The organism is Alteromonas antoniana, assembly GCF_019249295.1.
In the GTDB taxonomy this organism is placed as follows: domain Bacteria; phylum Pseudomonadota; class Gammaproteobacteria; order Enterobacterales; family Alteromonadaceae; genus Alteromonas; species Alteromonas antoniana.
Genome location: NZ_JAESDH010000003.1, coordinates 259,949 through 283,660, shown reverse-complemented (window position 1 = coordinate 283,660; position 23,712 = coordinate 259,949). Strand labels below are relative to the sequence as shown.

At 46.0% G+C, this 23,712-nt stretch carries 22 protein-coding genes; 4 read left to right on the top strand and 18 right to left on the bottom strand.

Annotated features, from left to right (window positions below):
- Position 1 precedes the first annotated feature (1 nt).
- On the top strand, positions 2-1,456 hold the full coding sequence (locus JKP77_RS04075) for an aldehyde dehydrogenase family protein (RefSeq protein WP_218309929.1): 1,455 nt from the start codon (positions 2-4) through the stop codon (positions 1,454-1,456).
- Between the two features lie 468 nt (positions 1,457-1,924).
- Positions 1,925-4,906 carry a Tn3 family transposase gene (locus tag JKP77_RS04065; protein ID WP_218309927.1) on the top strand — a complete coding sequence of 994 codons (2,982 nt, stop codon included), beginning with the start codon at positions 1,925-1,927 and terminating at the stop codon, positions 4,904-4,906.
- A 258-nt stretch (positions 4,907-5,164) separates the two neighbouring features.
- Here JKP77_RS04065 and JKP77_RS22240 read toward each other — a convergent pair whose 3' ends face one another.
- The 17 genes from JKP77_RS22240 to JKP77_RS03985 all read right to left on the bottom strand — a co-directional run bounded on the left by JKP77_RS22240 (position 5,165) and on the right by JKP77_RS03985 (position 20,904).
- A complete protein-coding gene (locus JKP77_RS22240) occupies positions 5,165-5,728 on the bottom strand; it encodes a hypothetical protein (protein ID WP_232380370.1) in 564 nt (187 codons plus the stop codon).
- Positions 5,729-5,849: 121 nt separating this feature from the next.
- Positions 5,850-6,191, bottom strand: a complete 342-nt coding sequence (locus JKP77_RS22235; RefSeq protein ID WP_232380371.1) for a hypothetical protein — start codon at positions 6,189-6,191, stop codon at positions 5,850-5,852.
- A gap of 267 nt (positions 6,192-6,458) precedes the next feature.
- A complete protein-coding gene (locus JKP77_RS04055) occupies positions 6,459-7,280 on the bottom strand; it encodes an IclR family transcriptional regulator (protein WP_202942906.1) in 822 nt (273 codons plus the stop codon).
- Positions 7,281-7,347: 67 nt separating this feature from the next.
- Entirely contained in the window at positions 7,348-8,061 is a 714-nt protein-coding gene (locus JKP77_RS04050) for an ABC transporter ATP-binding protein (RefSeq protein ID WP_202942907.1), read from the bottom strand.
- A gap of 1 nt (position 8,062) precedes the next feature.
- Positions 8,063-8,821: an ABC transporter ATP-binding protein gene (locus JKP77_RS04045; RefSeq protein ID WP_069944864.1), complete on the bottom strand. Its 759-nt coding sequence runs from the start codon at positions 8,819-8,821 to the stop codon at positions 8,063-8,065.
- Entirely contained in the window at positions 8,818-9,786 is a 969-nt protein-coding gene (locus JKP77_RS04040; RefSeq protein WP_202942908.1) for a branched-chain amino acid ABC transporter permease, read from the bottom strand. Before JKP77_RS04040 ends, JKP77_RS04045 begins: the two co-directional genes overlap by 4 nt.
- Positions 9,787-9,795: 9 nt before the next feature.
- The gene (locus JKP77_RS04035; protein ID WP_014977307.1) at positions 9,796-10,659 is read right to left on the bottom strand and encodes a branched-chain amino acid ABC transporter permease; all 864 of its coding nucleotides are present in this window, start codon (positions 10,657-10,659) and stop codon (positions 9,796-9,798) included.
- Positions 10,660-10,707: 48 nt separating this feature from the next.
- Positions 10,708-11,841 (bottom strand): ABC transporter substrate-binding protein, encoded by a 1,134-nt coding sequence (locus tag JKP77_RS04030; protein ID WP_246601069.1) that lies wholly within the window; start codon positions 11,839-11,841, stop codon positions 10,708-10,710.
- A gap of 82 nt (positions 11,842-11,923) precedes the next feature.
- Positions 11,924-13,093 (bottom strand): DcaP family trimeric outer membrane transporter, encoded by a 1,170-nt coding sequence (locus tag JKP77_RS04025; RefSeq protein WP_069944868.1) that lies wholly within the window; start codon positions 13,091-13,093, stop codon positions 11,924-11,926.
- A gap of 437 nt (positions 13,094-13,530) precedes the next feature.
- Positions 13,531-14,724 carry a benzoate/H(+) symporter BenE family transporter gene (locus JKP77_RS04020; protein WP_069944869.1) on the bottom strand — a complete coding sequence of 398 codons (1,194 nt, stop codon included), beginning with the start codon at positions 14,722-14,724 and terminating at the stop codon, positions 13,531-13,533.
- 86 nt (positions 14,725-14,810) lie between these two features.
- Positions 14,811-15,590 (bottom strand): 1,6-dihydroxycyclohexa-2,4-diene-1-carboxylate dehydrogenase, encoded by a 780-nt coding sequence (locus tag JKP77_RS04015; protein ID WP_069944870.1) that lies wholly within the window; start codon positions 15,588-15,590, stop codon positions 14,811-14,813.
- The gene (gene benC / locus JKP77_RS04010) at positions 15,587-16,609 is read right to left on the bottom strand and encodes a benzoate 1,2-dioxygenase electron transfer component BenC (RefSeq protein ID WP_069944871.1); all 1,023 of its coding nucleotides are present in this window, start codon (positions 16,607-16,609) and stop codon (positions 15,587-15,589) included. The genes JKP77_RS04015 and benC overlap by 4 nt, the downstream gene beginning before the upstream one ends.
- A 15-nt stretch (positions 16,610-16,624) precedes the next feature.
- Positions 16,625-17,107 carry a benzoate 1,2-dioxygenase small subunit gene (gene benB, locus JKP77_RS04005; protein ID WP_202943168.1) on the bottom strand — a complete coding sequence of 161 codons (483 nt, stop codon included), beginning with the start codon at positions 17,105-17,107 and terminating at the stop codon, positions 16,625-16,627.
- A gap of 12 nt (positions 17,108-17,119) precedes the next feature.
- Positions 17,120-18,487 (bottom strand): SRPBCC family protein, encoded by a 1,368-nt coding sequence (locus JKP77_RS04000; RefSeq protein WP_202942910.1) that lies wholly within the window; start codon positions 18,485-18,487, stop codon positions 17,120-17,122.
- 25 nt (positions 18,488-18,512) lie between these two features.
- Positions 18,513-19,451, bottom strand: coding sequence for a catechol 1,2-dioxygenase (gene catA, locus JKP77_RS03995; protein WP_069944874.1), 939 nt, complete (start codon positions 19,449-19,451; stop codon positions 18,513-18,515).
- A 49-nt stretch (positions 19,452-19,500) separates the two neighbouring features.
- A complete protein-coding gene (locus JKP77_RS03990; protein WP_014977317.1) occupies positions 19,501-19,779 on the bottom strand; it encodes a muconolactone Delta-isomerase family protein in 279 nt (92 codons plus the stop codon).
- A gap of 9 nt (positions 19,780-19,788) precedes the next feature.
- Positions 19,789-20,904, bottom strand: a complete 1,116-nt coding sequence (locus JKP77_RS03985; RefSeq protein WP_202942911.1) for a muconate/chloromuconate family cycloisomerase — start codon at positions 20,902-20,904, stop codon at positions 19,789-19,791.
- A gap of 103 nt (positions 20,905-21,007) precedes the next feature.
- Here JKP77_RS03985 and JKP77_RS03980 point away from each other — a divergent pair, with 103 nt between their 5' ends.
- The gene (locus JKP77_RS03980; protein WP_218309926.1) at positions 21,008-21,916 is read left to right on the top strand and encodes a LysR family transcriptional regulator; all 909 of its coding nucleotides are present in this window, start codon (positions 21,008-21,010) and stop codon (positions 21,914-21,916) included.
- A gap of 6 nt (positions 21,917-21,922) precedes the next feature.
- On the opposite strand, the gene JKP77_RS03975 is transcribed toward JKP77_RS03980, so the two are convergent.
- Positions 21,923-22,702 carry an IclR family transcriptional regulator domain-containing protein gene (locus JKP77_RS03975; protein WP_069944877.1) on the bottom strand — a complete coding sequence of 260 codons (780 nt, stop codon included), beginning with the start codon at positions 22,700-22,702 and terminating at the stop codon, positions 21,923-21,925.
- Between the two features lie 197 nt (positions 22,703-22,899).
- On the opposite strand from JKP77_RS03975, the gene JKP77_RS03970 reads away from it, so the two are divergent.
- Positions 22,900-23,712 (top strand): CoA transferase subunit A, encoded by an 813-nt coding sequence (locus JKP77_RS03970; protein ID WP_187447496.1) that lies wholly within the window; start codon positions 22,900-22,902, stop codon positions 23,710-23,712.

Here is a 23,712-nt window from a genome sequence, read left to right as displayed (position 1 = left end):
CATGAATTATCAAGACATCAGCCAGAGTGACTTTTCCCTCGACTACACATCTGGCTTCTCCGGTGCTGCGTTCGACATTGTCGAACCTGCCACCGGCACCGTTTTCGGCAGTATTAATGCTGCCACTGCCGCCGAAGCAGGCGATGTCATCAGCCGTTGTAAGCAGGCACAGCCGGACTGGGCTGCCACCACCTTTGAAACCCGCGCTGGTATCCTGCGCCGATTTGCGCAGGCACTCGAAGCCAATGCCGAACTTATTCATGCCTGGAATGCCAGAGAATGCGGCTCTATCCGGCCTAAAAGCGAATGGGAATTACAGGCTTGTGTAGAACAAACCTATATGGCCGCCAGTCAGACCCAGGCACCCAATGGCGAAATATACCCATCGGCGATGCCGGGGCGCAAAAACATGCGTGTGCGCATTCCGGTAGGCGTAGTTGGCGTTATCGCACCGTGGAACTTTCCATTGTTACTCTCATTACGAGCGGTATTACCGGCCCTTGCCATGGGCAACAGTGTAGTGCTGAAACCCGATCCGCAGAGCTTTTTTACCGGCGGGGTGATTATTCAGCAACTGATGCGCGAGGCGGGTTTACCTGACCATGTGCTGGGTTTATTGCCGGGTGGTGCCGAACCAGGTCAGGCCGTGGTTGAGCATCCGGATACCGGCATGATCGCGTTTACCGGATCCACTGCGGTGGGCCGCTCAATCGCGAAGCATTGCGCCGCAACATTCAAGAAAACATCGCTGGAACTGGGCGGTAACAATGCCTTTATCGTGCTGGCCGATGCAGATATCGCTTCAGCGTCATCCTGTGCTGCCTGGGGTGCGTTCCTCCATCAGGGGCAGATATGCATGCAATCCGGGCGTCATATTGTCCACAAGGACGTGGCCGAAGCCTACGCCTCGGCACTGGCTGAACGCGCTAATAACCTGTATGCCGGAAACCCGTTTACCGAACAATGCCATCTTGGCCCGTTAATTAACCAGACCCAGGCCGATAAGGTTGAGGCTCTGATTGATGAGTCTGTGGCAATGGGCGCCAAAGTGATTGCCGGCGGCACGGTTGAGGGCCGATTAGTGCGCCCAACCGTACTGACTAACGTAACACCGGATATGCCGGTATTTCAGCAGGAAATATTTGGCCCGGTTGCCCCCATTGTAACCTTTAGCACTGAGCAGGAAGCCATTGCGCTGGCCAATGCGACGTCGCTGGGATTATCTGCCTCCATTCATACCGCAGACAGTGCCAAAGGCGAATACCTGGCCGGGCTGATAGAAGCCGGTATGGTGCATGTGAATGATCAAACGGTAAACAATGAGTATCACATTCCGTTTGGCGGGTTAAAAGACTCAGGGGATGCTGGCCGTATTGGCGGTCCGGTAAACCTTGATGAGTTTACCCACAGTAAATGGATAAGCGTAATGAACCAGGGAATTCAGTACCCGTTCTGATTATTTCGCTAATAAAAAATGCCAGTCAGTTAAGCTGACTGGCATTTTTTATCGACTCACTTTTGGTTTCTACACCTATGGTAAGTAAAGAAAACCGTTTACCCTAAACCCAAAAGATTATTCAACCAAACTACTTATTAGTGACGCTCAAACAATTACAAATTAGGCGCACAGGAACTCCGCATTATTAACTCACACGCCAAATCCTGTTTGTGGTTAACATGCTGCTTTTGTATTAAGGAATAAATAAGCTTTTCTGCTGCCGCACGCCCAAGATTAACAACCGGTTGACGAATAGTACTCAATGGTGGCCATATATTTCGCGAATTAGGGGTTCTAGGGATTTTCCCCTCTAAAGTAACATAGAACGCTACAGGTATTATATTATATGGTCTGTGGCGGTGGGTTACCTTCCAATATTCTGCCATCTTATATAAACACCATCAATCATATTGGCGTTTATTCATCATGGCAATTAGTAATGAACTCTCGATTCTGACTCAGGCAGAACAACGAGACTTGTATTCAGCACCTCAGTTTTCTATTGAGGAACAACGTTTGTATTTTTCGCTAAACGATGTAGAACAGGCCGAATGCCGTACTATCAGGCTTACTAAACATCGTTGTTATTTCGTGGCGCTTCTGGGCTATTTTAAATCTAAGCCAGTGATCATTGCTCCGAGTTTCCGTGATATCAGTATCGACATGCAGTTTATTGCCTCCCAAATTCAAAGAGGTAAAGGGATCAGGCCTTTCAGTGTCAGTAAAATGCAGCGTGACCGTATTTACTCAAGGATACTGCGTCTACTTAATTACAATAAGTGGAATGAAAAACAGCACCTCAATGCTCTGTGCCACCACCTGGTTTACATTGGTCATGCCTGGCTGGAGCCTCGACACCTCTTTGATGCGGCCATTGAATACCTTGCCAGCCATAACATTGCCATTCCTAAGTACTCCGTGCTTCAAAGACTGATAAGCCGCACAATGCAACAGGTCAGAAAAGACCTGACGCTCCAACTGAATCAACTTACCAGTAATGAACTTAACGTCTTTCTGGACAACATAATCACTACTAAAGACGACGGGCTGAGTCTGAGCCATCTCAGGGGTGGTGCCAAAAGTCTGACCGTGCCTGAGCTTAAAAAAGAGCTCGCCATTTACCACCGGTTAGCACCATGGCACACGCAAATAAATGACGTTGTGGACAGGCTCAATCTGTCGCTAAAAAATCGACAACACTTCAGCGGCCTTATTGATTACTACGGCAGTAAAGTGCGGCGCTTCAAACGCTCACAGCAGCACCTGTGGTTACTGTGTCATCTGACAGAGCGCATGCAACTTGCACTGGAGCGCCTGACGGATGGGTTTGTTTACCATATCCGAAAACAACAGGAAGCCGCCAACGCCTTTGCACAACAAGCAGTGTTCCTGTCCTGGCAGTCAGCTGCGGACAATGTCACGAAAGCGGCAGAGCTACTTCACCTGTTTGTTGACGAGAATATTGATGACAATCAGCCCTTCTCAGTAGTCAGACAACAGGCATTGAAGGTCATGAATGACAGGGATATCCAGACCCTCTGCCTTTACCTGAAAAAACAGAAACGGACCGTGGAAGAGTACCAGTGGCAATATTATGACGAACAACGAAACCTTCTGGAACAGTTGTTAAGACCAGTGTTCCTGTGCCTTGAATGTGAGGCCGGTAAAGGCTCAGAAGCCGTCGTCGCCCAACTTCAAAAGATGCAAACGGAAATTGTATCCGGTGAATCACTGATGACAATGGATACGTCGCTTATCCCCAAAAAGCACCTCCCATGGCTGGTGAAACAGGATAACGTTAATCCGCAACGTTATGAATGGCTGCTCTACCGGCAGTTAACTTCACGACTGAACGGACGTATTTATCTGTCAAATGTCACCAAATACCGGGCACTGGAAGACGACCTGATCCCCCAAACATCGCAGGATGCACTGCTGGAGTCATCAACGCTGGACAGACTAAAACAACCTGTTGACGCATTGTTACAGGAGAAACAACATCGACTGGAAAGCGCGCTCAAAGACGTGGCGTGCCATATTGATGAGGGAGATAATCGCAATGTAATCATGAAAAATCGCTCGGGCACCCGCTGGCACCTGCCAACAAAAGGCGCTACATCTCTGGTCAACAATCCCTTCTTTAAGCGAATGCAGCCAGTCGGTATCGCGGATGTCCTGCGGTATGTTGAGCGCGAAACCGGGTTTATGCGATGCCTGACACATGTGCTGCCAATACAAAAACAGGGAACTACTCATCAGGATGATTTACTGGCCATTCTGATTGCTAACGCCACTCACCGTGGTGTGTATGGTATGGCGCAGATCTCCGACCGCAGTTATGAACACCTGAGTACAGTACAGGCTAACTATATCCGACCTGAAACGCTGCATGATGCCAGCGACGTGATCAATAATGCGGTGGCTTCATTACCCATCTTCCGCCACTACCATATTCAGGAGGACCAGTTGCACGCCAGTGCGGATGGTCAGAAATTCGAAACGCATCTGGAAACGTTTAAAACCCGGTATTCCTCGAAGTACTTCGGTACCAATAAAGGGATCACGGCCATGACCCTGGTCGCCAATCACAGCGCGCTGAATGCACGGATAATCGGCTCCAACGAGCATGAATCACACTATATCTATGATCTGTTGCAATCCAACAGCAGCGATATCAAACCTGACGTACTCTCGACAGATACACACGGTGTCAATCACGTCAACTTCGCTTTATTGGATCTATGCGGCTACAGCTTTGCACCGCGATACGCGCAATTTAACAGCGTCATCAACGATCTGTTTGAGGTGACTGAAAATGAACAATGTAACACCATACTGGCGCTAAAGAAGCCTATCAGAACGAATGTTATTACAACGGGATGGCAAGATATCAGGCGTATTGTTCTGTCACTTCAGACAAAGCGGACGACACAAGCAATGCTGGTAAGAAAGTTGTCTGGTTACCCTTCTGGACACCCAATATTACAGGCTCTGACGGAGTATAATCGACTGGTTAAAGCGCAATATTTACTTGACTACATCGACGATGCCAGTTTGCGGCAGTATGTGCAACGTGCCCTGAACCGGGGAGAAGCATGGCACTTCCTTAGACGAGCCATTGCGTCGGTGAATGGTGATCAGTTCCGTGGCAAAAACGAGTCTGAAATCGCTATCTGGAATGAATGCGCAAGATTGCTTGCCAACGCGATCATCTACTTCAACTCCGCGATACTGAGTCATCTTCTGGGACACTTTGAAGCGACAGGTGATGAAGAAAAAGCGGCTATCACTCGTGCTGTTTCGCCCGTTGCATGGCAAAATATCAACTTAAGCGGGACGTATAACTTCACCAATACCGGAAAATTGCCTGATATTAGTGAAATTACGAAGCCAATCGTGGATGATTAAGCTTGGAAACGAAAGTAACCCACAGCTGGAGGCTATATAATACAAAGCCTGTAGCGTTCTATGTTACTTTAGAGGGGAAAATCCCTAGTACCCCAAAGCGGTGGCGATTACCTTCTGGCCCTAAAAGGCAATCAAAAGGAACTTCATGATGCCGTGCGCAATGAACTTTCGGGTGCCATAAACAAGGAAGTGATTTGCCTAGAAAAACATCATGGACGAGGCGAAGCGAGAGCGTACCATGTTATGGATGCGGCATCGTTAGTGAATAGGTTCCCTGAATGGAAAGGGCTGAAAACTATCTGGGCTGGTCTTTAGTTCTGCTTCCTCTAGTGCTGATACAAAGGTTCTGCCTAATTCGTTGGTACTAGAACCGTCAGCTAGTACAAATATCTTGTCAGACGGCCGACGATTAGGAAAACGCTCCATTAAGTTCATTAGGGGGAACACGAACTCATCTTTACACACGATGGTTCTCGTTCCCGTGTGTTTTGTAGTCTTACCCTTCCTTACTTTAATTTTGAAAATGACTTGATGCTCTTGCCTTGTCATTAGGATGTCAGACCAAGTCAGCTCTTCCATTTCAGTGCCAGGACGAATACCTGTATTGATGACTACGTCAGCATAATCAAGCAACAACTCTCTTATTTGTCTAGTCTTTTTCTTGCGGCTGTTGTCCCTCATGTTTTCTAAAGTTTCAACAACCTTCTCATATTCAACTTCACTGAAAGCAGCACGTCTAGCCCCCTGCTCTCCTTTGTTGCTTAATACTGGCACTTGAACTGATAACATCCATTGGTTTTCGACCGCAGCTTTAAACACCATTTGTAGCGCCGCGTTATGATTTACTAGAGTAGACTTTTTGAGAACCTTACCAGCCTTTTGTATTCGCCAAATGTCGAACTCTTTAAGCTTGTCTTGGTCATTAGAAGTGATATAAGTGCGGTCAAAAAAATGGAATGTGATATTTTTTCAAAGCTCCCATGTAGTCTTTGTAGCTAACTTTACCGCCGCCGTGCGCAAGCTCATGTTCCATAGCTAGAATACTCTTCGCAGCTACATCGCGAAAACGCTTGCTCGTTGTAAGAGTTCCTATTTCCGCTTTTATTTTCCACTCCATGCGTAGCAATCTAGCCGCTGCTACAGCTTCTTCTTTATCAACTTGTTTAGTTGATTTGCAGTGCCATTTCCCGAAAAGTTGAAAACGGGCGTACCACTTTTTGCTGTTATCTTGCTGGAAAAGGTAGAGCGTTTCGTCGATGTCGTGTCTTGCTAACTGCTTAGCCATAAATACTCATTTGCAAAGAAAAAATAATGCGCTTACTACGAGTATATATGGCTTATTGCCAATAGCTAACTTTTTTATATAGATATTTTTCGGTTATGTTAATACACATTAACAGTAATTAAATCTGCATAAGACGAATGGCGCATTGAATCAACGTAGTACAGGCATTTACATATACCACCTCTACAAAGTCACACTTGCATAACTTCATTTTAAAAAAAGCCAAGTTGGGGGTAAAGCCGGCTTCTTTATCATTTAAGACTCAACTTAAAAAGAGTCTTTTTCTGAGGTTGCTCTAAGCTGTCCAGATATCTTACAGGTAGCCTCATTACTAGCCTTTTTCACGGCTTGTACGTATATGCTTTTTGCATTTACCGGTGTTTCTTTGCTGTTGCCCAACAAGCTAATAACGGTGCTTACCGAACCGTCTAAACTAAAGATAGGCGCACTTACTACATTAATGTCGGGCAGAAAATCTTCTTTAAAACAGCACAAGTTGCTTTGTTTTATGTCTTCTAACAATTCGTAGAACACCGCTTTTTTTATAGGCTTGCCCATGTAGCGTGGCATAGGTGCGGGGGAATCGTAGTAGTGTTCAACTAACGCCTTACAGCGCAGTTTAGGTAGATGGGATAAGAAAATACGCCCAGCAGCAGAGGTAAATGGCGACAACTCTGAGCCCAAACGAATATTCACCGCCAAAAAGTGACTAGAGTCTAACCACTTTATCACTAACGGTACATCTCCATTCCAAATGGTTACAGTAATCGTTTTATCTAATTCTTGGTGTAGCTTGTCTGCATATTCAAAGGCCACTTGGACGGGGTTTGAATGTTTTAGTGCCGACATGCCCAAGCGAATACTGCTGTTTGAAAGCATGTATTTGGCATTGTCTAATTGCGACACATAGCCAAGCTTAGTCAAGCTAACCAAGTATTTGTGAAGCCGACTGGGGCTCATTTCTGCCAGCTCAGATAACTTGGTTAGCGAGATAGGGCCGCTGTGCTCAGAGATTAACTCTAATACCTCAAGCCCTAGTTCAAGAGAGCCAATGCCTTTTCGGGTTGCAATTGCTTTGTCGTCATCCATTTTGTTGCTGCCTCTTCATCCAAGTGGGCGTCATGCTACCCCAGCTTCTCACCGTATTACAGCGCAATTAAACCGCAAGGCTGGTTTCAATAAATGCGCGATTTTCCTCAAGGGCTTGCGAGTCACCGTTAAATTGCACTTTCCCTTTCACAATAAGAATGTGCTGGTCGCACAGCGTCTGCAATACCTTAATGTTTTTATCCACAATAATGGTCGACACACCGGTTTCTTTAATTTTGCGAATAACATCCCAAATCTCTTTGCGAATGAGCGGTGCTAAGCCTTCTGTGGCTTCATCGAGTATCAGCAAATCAGGGTTGGTCAAAAGGGCTCTACCTATAGCTAGCATCTGCTGTTCACCGCCAGAGAGTTGAGTACCTTTATTGGTTAAGCGTTCTTTTAAACGAGGGAATACCTCAAGCACCTTGGCATAAGTCCAGTGCGCTTCACCTCGCGAATTTTTGCGCGCAGCCATTTGTAAGTGCTCTTTCACTGTTAAGTTGTGAAACATGCCCCGCCCTTCTGGCACATAAGCAATGTCGTTACGCATGCGTTTCCACGTGGGCAGAGCATCAATTTCTTTGCCCTTGTACAACACAGCGCCACTACGCGGCTTTACAATACCCAAAATAGATTTCAACGTTGTGGACTTGCCCATGCCGTTGCGGCCCATAATACTTACGGTCTGCCCTTTTTTAATGGCAAAAGATACCCCGTGCAGAATATGGCTTTCCCCGTATAAGGTATGAATGCCTTTTACCTCTAGAATGTTGTCTGTCACGTTAAAATACCTCGTCATCGTTGCCCAGATAGGCTTCTTGAACTAAAGGGTTTGCTCGAATGTTATCTACCACATCGGTGATCAAATGCTGCCCGTCCACCATCACGGTCATTAGGTCAGATAGCTCAAAAACGGCATCCATGTCGTGCTCTACCAGCACAATGCAGTAGCGCTTTTTCAGCGACTTAAGTAGGTCAATAATGATCAGCGACTCTTCATGGCCCATGCCCGCCATTGGCTCATCAAGCAAAAGCACTTGGGGGTCGGTCGCCAATACCATGGCAATTTCTAGTTGACGCTGCTCACCATAACTAATGGCGCTGGCTTTGGTATTGGCTTGCTTCAATAACCCAACCTGTTCAAGGGCATCTTCGGCAATCGCAGTTACATGCTTACTTGAATGCTTCGACTTAAACATATTGAAGCTGCTACCCACCCGTTGTTGGGCGGCAATGCAGCAGTTTTCCAGGCATGTGGCATCTTTGAAAATATTGGTTTTCTGAAAGCTTCGCCCTATGCCTTTGCGGCAGAACTGATGACTTTTAAGCCCCGTAATATTTTCACCGCGATACAAAATTACCCCCTTAGTTGCCGGATATGTACCGCACAATATATTCAGCATGGTGCTTTTGCCCGCGCCATTAGGGCCCACAATGCTATGTAGTGACTTGTCGTAGAACTTAATATTAAATTCGTTGAGCGCCTTTAACCCGCCCCAGTGTTTTGAAAGGTTTTCAGCTTGTAAGATACATTCACTCATTTGCGTTTCCCTCCAACCAACTGCTCAATTAGCCCAGCAATACCACTTTTTAGTAGCAGCACCATTAAGATGATGAGCGAGCCCATCCAGAACATCCAATACTGTGTCATGTGTTCAATGCCGTAGTGCAAGCTCTCGTAAACGAATACACCTAGAATTGCCCCAAAAATAGTGCCCAGGCCACCTAAAATAGCCATGACTAATGCAGAAGCAGAGACTTCCCAACTCATCATGGTTGGATTAACAAAACCGTATTGAAGCGAGAACAAGTAGCCTGCGTAAGCAGCAAGTGACGAAGACAATACATACGACACTAAACGGAAGTGGAAGATGTTGTAGCCAAGTGCAGTGGCACGCTCAGGGTTTTCTTTTATTGCGTCAATCACCCGCCCAAACCGAGAATGCAAACTAACTTTACAAAACACGTAGCAGTTAAATAGCGATAGCAAGCACAGGTAATAGAAGTGGTTCTCGTTATCTAAATCTAAGAAATTCAAACCAAAAATGCTGGTCTCGGGTTTTAGATAAATAAATAGCCCGTCTAAGCCGCCGTATTCCGTTGAGTCGGCAAAGAAATAAAAGGTCATTTGCGCCAATGCCAGCGTGATCATGATCATATAAATACCGCTGGTTCTTAGCACAATAAAGCCAACAATAAGTGCGATAACACCGCTAGCGGCCATGACATAAAAGGTATACAACCAAAAGTTAACCACTTCGTATTCGGGGATCATAATGGCAAATAAGTATCCGCCTAATCCGTAGAACATGGCGTGACCAAGGGTGATAAGGCCAGTTCTTCCCACCAAGTAGTCCAAAGACATAACAAAAATAGACAAAATCAGCATGGTGGAGATTTTGTTTACGTAAAACGTGTTCTCATTGAAAAATAAGGGAATACCCAAGGCAATAAAGAAAAACGCAAAAATAAATACTTTTTCAGCTTTGCTAGAAAATACAGACATCGTACAACCTTAACTTTTGAAAAGCCCTTGTGGTTTAAAAATAAGGATAAGTGCCATTAGCAAGTAAATTGTCATACTCGACATGCCGGGCAACAGCACAGATGCGAACGTGTCAACAATGCCTACTAGCAAGGCCGCCACAAAAGCCCCTTTTATTGAGCCCATTCCCCCAATAACCACTACAACAAAGCATGAAATGAGTACGCGCTCTCCCATACCAGGTACTAAACTCACCACAGGCGCAGAAACAATACCGGCCAAGGCAGATAAGGTAACGCCAACGGCGAAAACGACAGTAAATAATGTGCCGATATTCACGCCCAAGTTCTCAACCATTTCACGGTTAGACTCACCGGCGCGGATCATCATGCCAAGCTTGGTATTGTTGATGACGTAATACATGCCTATGGCAATACCCACACACAATACCGACAGGAACAAGCGATAAACCGGATATTCAACAATATCGGTAATTTGAATTGACGATGACAGCAGCTCAGGTACATCAACCCCCAGAGGGTCGTTACCCCAAATGAAGCTTTGTGCCGCGTTAAAAATAAAGATTAAACCAACCGTTAGCAGCACCTGATCAAGGTGGTCGCGCTTGTATAAATGCACTATAAGAAAGCGCTCAATAATTACGCCTATGACCATAGCAATACTGCAAGCAATGACCACAGCTAACCAAAAGCTGTCTGTCATGGCGGCAAAGTAATACACCAAATAGGCGCCAATCATATACATAGAGCCATGAGCAAGGTTCAAGATACCCATAACGCCAAAAACTAATGTGAGACCTGATGCAACCAAAAACAGTAACAGCCCATACTGAATACCGTTTAGTAATTGCACGAGGAAAAGCGACATTTCCATTTTTATACCTCTATGGGGAAGCCCATGGGCTTCCCTACTTGCAATAACTTATAAACGACAACCACGTGCTGGGTCATTCAGGTTCGCTGCAGCGGTTTTAACCACCACGTTTTCTCCGTTCTCAACCTTTCTTAAATAGATGTTTTGAATTGGATTGTGCGCCTTAGAGAAATGGAAGCTGCCGCGCGGGCTATCAATTTCAACACCTTCCATTGCCTTTATCAGAGCTTTTTTGTCAGCGGTATTACCCTTGGTTGCTTCCACGGCTTGAATGATCAGTTGGCCTGCGTCATACCCTTGCACGGCGTATAGGTCAGCAGGCTTGTTGTACAATGACAAATACTCGGCTCTGAACGCTTTGTTCTTAGGGTTATCCAAAGTATCGGCGTAGTGTAGTGTGGTGAATAGGCCGTCAGCGGCTTCACCTTGCGCTTCAATGGTGCCTTCTGTTAAGAAACCAGAACCAATAAGTGGAATTTTGCCTTTAAGCCCCATGGCGTCGTAGTCTTTAACAAACTTAACCGAGCCACCACCGGCAAAGAACACAAATACAGCATCTGGCTTTATTGAGGCAATTTCAGTTAGGTAAGACTGAAACTCTGTTTTTGGAAACGGTACGAAAATTTCCTTAACCACTTCGCCACCAGCAGCTTCAAATGATTCTGAAAACGCGGCAAGCGACTCTTTTCCAAACCCGTAGTTCCAACTTAGTGTCACCACCTTTTTATAGCCCATTTCAATGGCTTGATTACCCATTGGGTAAGCAGTTTGCCAAGACGAAAAAGATGTGCGGAACACATTCGGCTGACAGAATGCACCTGTTGCAGCGTTAGCACCTGCATTGGGAATGATCATGATAGAGTCTTTGTTTCTAACCGATTTAATCATGCCCATTGCTACCCCTGAGTGAACCGGGCCAATAATGAAATCGGCATTGTCTTTATCGGTCATTGCAGAGGTTAACTCTGGAGCGCGAGCAGGCTTTGCTTCAGTGTCGCTAATGATGAATTCAACAGGGCGACCGGCAATAGTATTGCCCTTTTCTTTTAGGGCTTGCTTCAGGCCGTTAGTAGCAGCCTCACCCAACCCAGCGTAAACACCACTGTATGGCAGCATTACGCCAATTTTTATGGGAGATTCGTCGGCATGTGCAGACATACCTGACAATACACTTGTCGCCATCACACTACTGGCCAAGACGACTTTTCTGAGCGTTTTATTTTTAAATATCATGGTAAGTTACTCGTATTGTGGTAGGTGAATGTTAAAAAGCGTATTTCGCCATTGCTTGAACGCGGCTCATATCGCCGTCGAAACCGTCAACAGTTTCACGCTTTGCGTAGGTATATTCCAAGCCAACCGATAGCGGCTTAGTAATGTTGTAGATGTAGTTAATACGCGTGCTGTAAACGTCATGTGTGCGCGAGCCCACCATGCCCTCGACGGTGTCTACATCTAATGAAGAGAAAATAAGATTGGTACGAGCGCTTTCGCTCCATAAGTGGCGGTAAGCTACAGTAACCGCGGTTGCATCAATGGCATCAAAGTTACCTTCATCGTCTAGGAAGGCACCATTGGCAGCATTTACGCCAACATAACGACCTAAGCCCGAACCACTAGCTACTTGAATGCGAATATCATCGCCATTGCTCAAGTTAATGCGCGATGAAAGCGATAGTGCAATACCCGTGTCTGAGTAATCTTCGCCTTGTGTTTCATAAGCAAGCTGACGCAAGATACCGCCCACTTTCACATGACCCCAGCTGGCTTTCATCGTATAAGTACCAATGAGATCAGGTACAGAATTGTCATCTGTCGTAATTTGCGCGGTAGTGGTAGTACCAACGGTTGTCTCAGGGTTTTCCAACGCCACTTCAAAACCGTTATTTGAATAACGAATTTGTGGTTGACGAGTAAAAGCCACACCGTCTGTCGTACCAATAAAATCTACTGATTCAACCAAAGCGCCTAGGTCCATGATAGTTGACCAAGTTTGACCAATAAGCCAGTTGTTGTATTTCAAGTAAGCATGTCGCATACGTGGCGTATAGGAGTTGCTCACTCGCTCATCACCACCAGATGTCAATAGAAAGTCAAATTCAAACACACCGGTAATGACGTCTTCACCGTCTACTGGCGTATTGGTAGTAAATCTGAAACGAGACTGTTTTGCGTGCGCATCAAATCGGCCACCTAGCCCATCGTCGGTGGCGCCCGTTTGTACCAAAGACGGTACGTAAATATCACGTCCAGGGCCAACACCTTCACCGTTTGAGTAGTCGCTATACATTGCGTCAACTTTGATATAACCAGAGAATTTCACCTCGGTGTCAGCTAGGTTCGCTGCCTCTGCGCCAGTAGCAAGCGCTAAACCAACCGATAGTGACGAGGCAAGTAGGGGCTTGATGAGTGTTTTTTGTTTTAAAGTATTCATTCAGTTCTCCGTTGTAAATGTGCCAAGCATGTGTGTGATAAACAGAAACAACTGACGTTAAGGCAACCCGCCTTTGTAAATTTTGTGTTATTCAATTGTTTCTAAGCAAGGAACTTACTGTGAAGATAAATCACAAACCAATACCAAATGAGTGACTCGCAATACTTAACGGGTATGGCTTTGCGGTATACAGGTTGAACAACAATGCATTGAAAAACATATAAACCATTGTTATTAATTGATAATTACAAACAGATTTGGAAGAACATTGAGAGCTCTTGTAGACAAAAATCACCCGCCACAATTTGTTCATTATTTGTAAATTAATTCACCAATAATTAAAAACAAACAAACCTAAAGGAAAAATACACGAATAAAAAACCCGCCATTTGGCGGGTCAAAATTGCTTGGGAGCGGTGTTGCTTTTGTTGCTGGTGTTACTTTTTAAGATAGCGCTGAACAACAATGATAGTGCCGCCAATGACTAGCCCCCAAAACGCGGAGGAAAGCCCTAATAACGACAAATCCGATGCGGTAATAAGAAAGGTACACAACGCCGCTTCTCGGTCTGCAGGTTGGCTTAATGCTGTAGAAAGTGACCCTTCCAGCGCCCCCAAAAGTGCAATGCCGGCCACCATTGCGATAAACGCTGCGGGAAACGCTTGGATCACACTCACTAACGCGGCGCTAAATAGCCCAAACATGATGTACCACAGCATGGCGACAGCTGGGCCAAAATAGCGTTTTTTAGGGTCGGGGTTGGCATCTGGGCCGGTGCAAATGGCAGCGGTTATTGCAGATAAATTCACCCCATGGCACGCCGTTGGAGCAAACAGAATACTCATAAGCCCACTACCTGCAACAATCTGATTTGACGGTGGTGAATACTTGTCTTGCCTTAGTATGGCGATACCAGTAATAAATTGGCCACTCACAGCAACTAACATAAGCGGTATTGAAATACTAAATAATGCAGTGAGTGAGAAACTAGGCATGTACCAATGCGGTGTTGATATTTGCCAGTCAACTTGTTGAAATGACAAATCATAGTTTAAGGCCAGTACCCCTACCCCAATAGCAACGGTAAGCATGATTGCGTAACGCGGTAGCAAGTGACGCAATAAAATATAGCCTGCGAACATCACCAGCCCCAGTAAAGGCGCTTGTGTCATCTTAGAAAAGAGATCGAGGGAAAAGTTAACCAATATTCCTGCCAACAGTGCCGCGGCTAAGGCCAAAGGCAATCGGTTCACTAGTCGCTCAAATGCCCCTGTTACTCCCAATAACAACAAAATGCCACCAGACATAATGTACGCGCCTATCACATCGCCCCACGGCATACCCGGCACTAAGGTGACGAGCAAGGCAGAACCCGGTGCATTCCATGCAAAAAGCAAGGGCATGCGATAGCGCAAGCTAAACCAACCACATAGTAAACCGCTAGCAATAGACATCCCCCAAATCCAAGAAGTCAGTACCTCACTGCTCAAATTCGCCGATTCGGCAACTTGAAACAAGATAACCAGTGGACCTGCATAGCCCATTGTTGATGCGAGGATCCCCGCTACTGCAGCAGACAACGACCAGTCTTTTAACGGTGGAAAAGAAATGAAAGTAGGCTGATTTTGCATAAGTCACTCCATTGGTTGCCGTGCTACCCGCAAGAAATCACCTGCGAATAGCACAGCTTGGGAACGCGGTATTCTATTTTTGTTACTTAACCACAATCTCCACCTGCAACAGGCAAAATAGTTCCTGTAATATAGCTGGCTTCATCTGAAGCTAAATACAAAATGGCAGATGCTTGTTCATCTAGGGTGCCGTAACGAGACATAAAACTGGTATCAATGGTCTGATCGACAATTTGCTGATACCAAATTTTTTCCTGCTCACTTTGTGTAGACTCGTTGCGCGGAATAATACGCTGAGGCGCGTCGGTTCCGCCTGGTGCCGTGGCATTCACACGAATATTGTGCTGCGCATACTCAAAGGCAAGTGACACTGTCAGTGCATTCACGCCCCCTTTTGCCGCGGCGTAAGGCGCGCGGTTTACACCACGAGTAGCAACAGAAGACACATTCACTATGGCGCCTTTTCCATTGTCTAACATGGCAGGTAATACTGCGCGACAACACCACAACGTGGGGAACAACGAACGACGAACTTCTTTTTCAATTTCGTCAGCTTGATAATGCTCGTAGGGTTTGGCCCAAATGGTCCCCCCCACATTATTGATAAGCTTATCGATTCGCCCAAAATGCGCCGATGCCGTATTCATAGCATTAAGCGCACCTTCGTAGGTTTCTAAGTCAGCCTCTACAGCAATAGCATCCGCGCCGTTTTCATTGAGTGACTGGGCAATCTGTTGAACATGCGCTGAGCGGTCCACCAATACCAACTTTGCTCCCTCAGTAGCAGCTCGTTGTGCAACGCGAAGGCCAATGCCTTGCGCTGCGCCGGTAACTACAATGACCTGCCCGTCGAAGCGCAAGCTCATGCGGCTTCCTCTTTAGGCTGGCTGGGGTTGAATTTTTCGTAGTGGAACGAATATGGGTTTGTGCCCGCATCTTTAAAGTATTGACGCACGGCATCAACCATTGGCGGAGGTCCACATAAATATGCATCGGCGTCAGCCAGTGCAAATGGAACACTTTCCATATGATCAGTAACAAAACCCAACTTCTCATGTGCGCTATCTGGGTTAACGACGACTGTAGCGTAGCTAAAGTTGTCCAATGCATCGGCATATTCTTGTAAGGCTTCAAGCTTCACCAAGTCATCCACATTGGTCACACCGTAGAGTAAATACACAGGTTGACTGGTTGGGTTCTGCACAAGCGACGCCAGCATAGAAAGAATAGGTGCAAGCCCTGTTCCGCCTGCTAGCATAAGTACTGGGCGCTCTACTGCGCGCAAGTAAAAACTACCGAGTGGACCGGTTACCGGAAGCACGTCGCCAGCATTGGCGTTTTTGCTTAAGTAAATACTCATCAAGCCATTAGGCACATTGCGAATAAGGAAGCTTGCGTCTTTGCTTCCCGGACAAGAGCTAAATGAATACGCACGGGTCTCATCAGAGTTTGGCAGCCCCAAATTAATGTACTGACCGGGCAAGAAATCAAGTGGCTCAGACAAAGCGACATTTAATTCAATGGTGGTGTCCGACAACGCATTTACACTGGTAATAGTGCTTGTAATGCTTTGCGGGCCTGATGCACACAGCGAAGAGGCCGCTGGAATAGAAACCACCACGTCTGATTGAGGCAACATCTGACAGGTAAGAATTAACCCATCAGCAGCTTCATCGTCGGTTAACGCTTCATCGATGTATTCATCACCTAAGTCGTAAGTACCTTGCTTGCAGCTACCTTTGCAGGTTCCACAAACACCATCAGAGCAGTCCATTGGCAGTTTCACTTGATGGCGATAGGCAGCGTCGAGCACTGTTTCACCATCATTACATTCGATAACGCGCGTTACGCCGTCTTCGAAATTAAGAGCTACTTTGAAAGACATAATAATTCTCCGTCTTTACAGGTGATATACATCAATAACTTGGTTGATATAATCGTTGTTCAACACCACTTTTTTACGCGTAATCACTGGTGTTTCACCACTGATATCCAATGAACAAAACACGGTTCCGAAGAAGTGTGATGTCTCGCGATAGCGATGGCTAAGCGTGTTGAAGTTGTAGCGGATTTCCGCTGTTGTCTCGTCTTGGCTCAGCACTTCTAAATTACTGCACTGATGCGTGGTTCTCGGCTCTGGCATACTCGCCCCCGAACGCTCAGTCTTTATGCGGTAAACCCTGTCTTCCAAACCATTGCGATTGGGGTAATAAATGAGCGAGATTTCTTTTTGAGGATCGTTAGTTAACTGATCATCATCATCCCATGCTGGCATCCAGTATTCACATTTTGGGTGATAGCACGTTAGCCACTCATCCCATTGACGGTCGTCAAGTAAACGCGCTTCGCGAAATACAAACGCCTGAATTTCCTGATAAGTCATCACGGCCACCTCTTAATCTTTTTGCACAACAGGAATATGACTGGCTCTTTCTAGCTCAATCGCATTTAGCATTTCTTCTACCCAATGCTTGTGGTGATGAACGTATAGGCCTTCATCTTCTGGTTTGATACCTGACGCAACTGTGTCCATACCTACACCTTTGGCATAATCGTCTGGGCCTTCCATCCAGTGCGCTGCACCTCGGCTCATATCGTTCCAACGCATATCACGCGCTTCGTAGCCTTGCTGACAACCTCTGAATTCTTCTAGGTCGTCCGGTGTTCCCATGCCAGATACGTTAAAGAAATCTTCGTACTGACGAAGGCGCTTTTGACGATTTTCAGCAGACTCGCTCTTAGGTGCAAAGCAGTAAATAGACACTTCCGTCTTATTCACAGAAATAGGGCGAAGTACGCGAATTTGTGTTGAGAATTGGTCCATCACGTATACGTTAGGGTACAAACACAAGTTACGCGTTTGATTTACAATGGTGTCAGCGCGCGCTTCACCCACTTCCTGTTGAAGGCGTTCTAGTTGACTATAAATAGGGCGTGCAGTTGGATTTGTTAAACGCGTCCACAACATCATGTGACCATTTTCAAACGAATAGAAACCACCCTCACCCGACCAGCTTTTCGCATCAACTGCTTCTGTACCGCCTTCTTCATAATTGCGGTGACTCATCGTTGATAAGTAGTTCCAGTGAACAGTTCCAACGTGATAGCCATCAGCACCGTTTTCAGCAGTAAGCTTCCAGTTACCTTCGTAGGTGTACGTTGAAGTACCACGAATAACTTCGATACCTTCTGGATCTTGATCCACAATATTGTCGATAACCTTCGTGGTTTCACCTAGATATTGCTCTAGCGGTAATACATCGGCATTCAAACTACCGAACAAAAAGCCGCGATACGATTCAAAACGTGCAATATGCTTAAGGTCATGAGAGCCATCAACATTGAACGACTCAGGGTAACCACCTTTCTTCTGATCACGCGCTTTTAAAAGTTTGCCTGAGTTGTTAAACGTCCAACCGTGGAAGGGGCAAGTAAAAGACGTTTTGTTACCGCGCTTACGACGACACAATGTTGCACCGCGGTGCGAGCACGTATTTAAAATGGCATTTAGGTCGCCGCCTTTGTTACGTGTAATAACAACCGGCTGGCGACCAATTGTAGTAGTGTAATAGTCACCGATTTCGGGAATTTGGCTTTCATGTGCCAAAAATACCCAGTTGCCTTCAAAGATGTGTTTAATTTCTAAATCAAATAAGTCTTTGTCGGTAAAGATCCCACGGTCACAGCGATAATGCCCCGTCTCTTCGTCGGCCTCAACGGCACCACGGATCTTCTGTTCTAGTTGATTCAATGTTGCTGACATAATTTATCTCCCGAAGGTAGCAGGCTTACGCCTGCTCCACAGTTGCACGGGCACGAGCATGCTTGTCTTGCTTCTCGTCGTTCTTCGTTGCCATTAATGTGATGTTGAATTCCACATCAAGGTAGTTGTCTTTAAAGCCCATGGCTTTAATTTGCTCTGGCTCAGATACACTTTTTGCTTCAACAACCAATTCGTCACGCGTTGCGAAAGCGAAATCGTCATAGGTGTATTCATCACCGGCTAAGTTAATTTGCGTAGTAAGGTGCTTAAAGCCGTCTTTCGCTACAAAGTAGTGAATGTGCGCAGGGCGATTACCATGACGGCCAAGGCTTTCTAGCACTTTCATCGTTGAACCACCTGGAGGGCAACCGTAGCCGCTAGGTACAATACTGCGTGCGCGATAGCAGCCTTGCTCATCAGCAATGATGCGGCGACGTAAATTAAACGGAGTTTGAGATGGGTCAAAATGCGAGTAAGCACCTTTCACGTCGGCATGCCAGATATCAACAACTGCGCCTGCAATTGGGTTGCCTTCTTCATCAACAACCTGACCATGTAGCCACATTTCTTGGCCAGGTGACTGACCATCATCCATTCTTGCTTCGCCTTCACTTGTCGGCGCGCCTTCAACATACAACGGACCTTCAATAGTACGTGGTGTACCGCCTAGCTCACCAATGGCAGCGTCTTTAGCGTCTTCACGAACATCAAGAAAATGATCAAAACCTAAACCTGGAGCAAGCAGCACGGCTTCGCCATTCGCACCTAATTCATTTAGGTAGTTAACGCCTTGCCAAAACTCTTCTTGTGTAATGTCGAGGTCTTCAATCATCTTGAACACGTCAGTTAGCAAGCGGTGCATAATTTCTTTAGTGCGAGGATTGCCTTTGTCGTTGTCTAGGCCAGCGGCACGCTTAAGTAACGTTTGAACATGTTCAGTTTGTAAAGTATTGATAGTAGTCATAGTCTTAGTCTCCGCGCTGCAATGCAGCGAGTTTTTGCCTGTTAGTTTTTTATTTGATTGATGAAGGGTGCTGACACAAAGGCGTCACACTCATCGTCATAAAGGGGTACAGCGGTAAGCCCATTAGTACGTCGTGTAAATGCTGGTTATCCTTCACCTCGAATATGCTCACATTGGCGTATTGACCAGCCACTCGCCAAAGGTGTACCCAAATGCCTTCTTCCTGCAGTCCTTCGGCATAGTTTTTTTCTTTCAACTTAATTGCATTAAATTCTTCTTCGCTCAGATGTGCTGGCGGTATCACAGTCATTTCAACTTTGAATAACATATTTGCTCCTTACTTCGCCTTGCGGGTGTATTGACGTAATTTGTCCTCATCGATTTCGAGCCCTAGCCCAGCTGTCGTAGGAACTTCAACGCCAAAGTTGTGATAATTTAGAGGGGATTTAACGATGTCATCGCACTGCAGCAGTGGGCCGAACATCTCTGTGCCAAATTCAATAACAGGTAGGGTCGACCATGCATGTAACGCGGCTGTGGTACCCACAGTGCCTTCAAGCAGCGTACCGCCATATAGTCCAATACCTGCCGCGTTACACACAGCAGCCACATCAAGTGCACCAAACAGTCCACCTGCTTTGCCTATCTTAAGTGCCACTGAGCCGGTGAAACCTTGCTGAGCCAACAAAAGGGTATCTGTACTATCAGCAATAGATTCATCAGCCAAAATGCAGATGTTAAATTTCTTAGAAAGACGCACTAGGCTGGCAAAATCTTTTGCAGGGGTCGGTTGCTCGACTAAATCAATACCGGCTTCTTGTAGTGCAGCCATACCATAAGTAGATTGAGACTCGCTCCACGCTTGATTAACATCAACGCGAATACTTACGTCATCGCCTAACGCTGCTTTGATCTTGCCCACATGCGCTACATCGTCACGTACCGAACGAGAGCCAATTTTTAGTTTGAAAATGTTATGGCGCTTTTCGGCTACTAGGCCTTTCGCTTCTTCAATGTCTTTTTCAGTATTGCCTGAAGCCAATACCCAAAGACAAGACAAATGATTATTGCAAGCACCACCGAGTAAGGTTGAAACTGGCACACCAAGTTGTTTACCAAGTAAATCAAGCAGGGCCGTTTGCACCGCAGACTTGGCAATAGGGTTGCCTTTAAAAGCAAGGTGTAACTTGTTAATTAATGCTTTAGGGCTGGCAACTGACTGTCCAATCAAATAAGGTGCTAAATACGTATCAATGTTGGTTTTGATACTTTCTGGGCTCTCAGCGCCGTACGCGAGACCACCAATTGTTGTACCTTCGCCAATACCTTCAAGGCCGTTGTCGTCGGTAATTCTTACGATAACCATCGACTGAACCGCCATAGATGTCATGGACAATTTGTGTGGTCGTATCGTAGGAATATCGACAATGTAAGTTTGAATTTGTGATATCATGTAAATGTTAATTTTGTGTTGCCAGTAAATGTCTGCGTGTAACCTACAAATATTTTTTGTTAACAACCAATATTGATTTAGTTAGTATCGATACCTAGGAGGTATGGTGGAGTTAAGGCATTTACGCTACTTTTGTGCGGTAGCGGAAGAAAAGAACATGACCAGAGCGGCCGAAAAGATATTCATGGCCCAGCCACCTTTAACAAGACAAATCAAACAGTTAGAGGAAGAGGTTGGTGTTCAACTCATTCAGCGAGAAGCCCGTGGCATTACCCTAACCCCCGCTGGCGAATACTTTTGGAAACAGGCCCAACTCATACTTGAAAAGTTAGCTTCATGTGTTGAAGAAAGTCGGCGAATTGATGCAAGAAAAAAGCGAATTTTCAGAATTGGCTTTGTTCCATCCATTTTTTACGGGCAACTTCCTCAGCTTGTTAGGCGCTTAAGACAGCAGCACAAAGTGGATGTTGAACTGCTCGAAATGAAAACCGGTGAACAAATTGAAGCCCTCAAGTCAGGTAAAATTGATATGGGTTTTGGTCGGGTTGTGATGCCATCACTAGAAGCCGATGTGACTCAGAAGTTGTTGTTCAGCGAGCCTATCCTTGCCGCTCTACCTATCCATCATCCACTTGCTAATGACGATGTTGATATGGCAGAGCTCGCTACACTGCCGTTAATTACTTACCCAGGTGGTAAGCCTCCAACCTTTGCTAACATCTGCTTGGATCTGTTTGCCAGTCGCGGGTTGAGAGTAAGAGTGGCCCAGCAAGTTAATGACATAGGCACTGCACTGGGTCTCGTTGCCTCAGATATGGGCTTCACCCTTGTGCCTGAACAAGTGATGCGCATGAACAGAGATGGTGTGGCGTTTGTTCGGCTTAAAGACGACGGCATAAACAGCTCGGTGTTTCTCAGTAAACGCGAGGAAGCCGAAGATGACATTATGGCTGCGGCCATGGTGATATTAGATGAGCTGGTGCAAAACCGAATAGAAGGTCGCTACCCCTAAAAGGGGTTAGCGCAGATCTTGTCTTATTTGCTCAGCAGCATGTTTAAGTACAGGAATACAATGCTCGGTGATGGTTTCTAAGCTCACCCTTAATGCATTGGTACTTAAGTTCATCGCCCCCAGCAATTCGCCTTTGCCACTAAATACAGGTAAAGCAACCGAGCGTAACCCCGCTTCAAGCTCTTGATCAACAATACTAAAACCTTGTTGCTTAACCTTAATTAGTTCCTGTTCTAACGCCTGTGCAGTGGTAATACTCTTCTCAGTATGTGGGTGTAACTGTGCTTCATTCACCCATGCTGTTAATTCTGAAGCGTCAAGATGTGCTGCAAGTACTCGTCCCATTGACGTATACGGTGCAGGCAGTCGAGTGCCCGTTGTTATGTTAATCGACATAAGACGATGTGATGCCGGAGAACGCGCCACGTACACCACCGACTGTCCATCTAACTTCCCAAGAGAAGCCGACTCCCCTAATTCTGCGGTAATCGATTTAAGGTAATGCTCGACCACTGCTATATAACCATTGCTGCTGGTATAAGCTTGCCCTAACGACAGCACTTTAGGTGCCAAGGCGAAGAGTCGCCCCTCACGACGGATATAGCCAAGAGAATGCAATGTAAGCAAAAACCGACGGGCTTTGGCCCTATCAATTCCCATTTTTTCAGCTACTTGCGATAAGGTCATTTCTTTGTTTTGACCATCAAACGCCCCTAACACCTCTAGTCCGGTAGCAAGCGCGCTTATGTAATCGCGATGGGTTGACGGTATTTTTTCTTCACTCATGCACTGTGTCTCTTGTTGGATCTTGCGAATTATTTCTTATTGTTTAACGAAGTGCCAGTTCTCTTATGAATTCAGCAACATAAATTGCTTTGACTGATCGTCCTAGCAATTTTTTAACATTTATTACTTGACCTAAACAATCAAAATTATTAATTTGTTCGCATTATGAATCAACATTCGTATTGCGAACTTTTATTATGACACTATTTACAACACTTTCAAAAGCTATTGAAGATGGCGTTAAGGACGGCGACACAGTTGCATTAGAGGGATTTACTCACCTTATTCCTTTCGCCGCAGGGCATGAAATTATTCGCCAAGGACGTCGCAACCTCACATTGGTAAGAATGACCCCTGATCTTATTTACGATCAGCTAGTCGGTGCCGGGTGTGTGAGCAAACTTGTGTTTTCATGGGGAGGAAACCCAGGTGTAGGTTCTTTACACCGCGTACGTGACGCCATTGAGCACGGCTACCCCGCTCCGCTCGAAATTGAAGAGCACAGTCACGCGGCAATGGCAAATGCTTATGAAGCGGGTGCATCAGGCTTACCCATGGCGGTATTCAGGGGTTATGTAGGTAGTGATCTACAGCACGTGAACCCCAACATCAAAACCGTTACTTGCCCGTTTACGGGTGAAGCGCTTGCCGCAGTGCCATCGATTAAACCCGATGTGGGCATAGTTCATGCGCAAAAAGCAGACCGCGCAGGAAACGTACTCATTGAAGGTATTTTAGGGGTTCAAAAGGAAGTTGTGCTTTCTTCTCGCTATAGCATCGTCACCGTCGAAGAAATTGTGGACGACTTAGAAGCAGGTCCAAATAGTTGTGTACTTCCCGCTTGGACAATCAACGCCATTGCCACCGTACCGTTTGGCGCTAAACCGTCTTATACACATGGTTACTACCCGCGCGACAACAGTTACTACAAGAAGTGGGACAGCATAAGCCGAGAGCGCGAGCCATTTTTAAAGTGGTTAGATGAAGAAGTATTTCAAGCAGGAGAATAA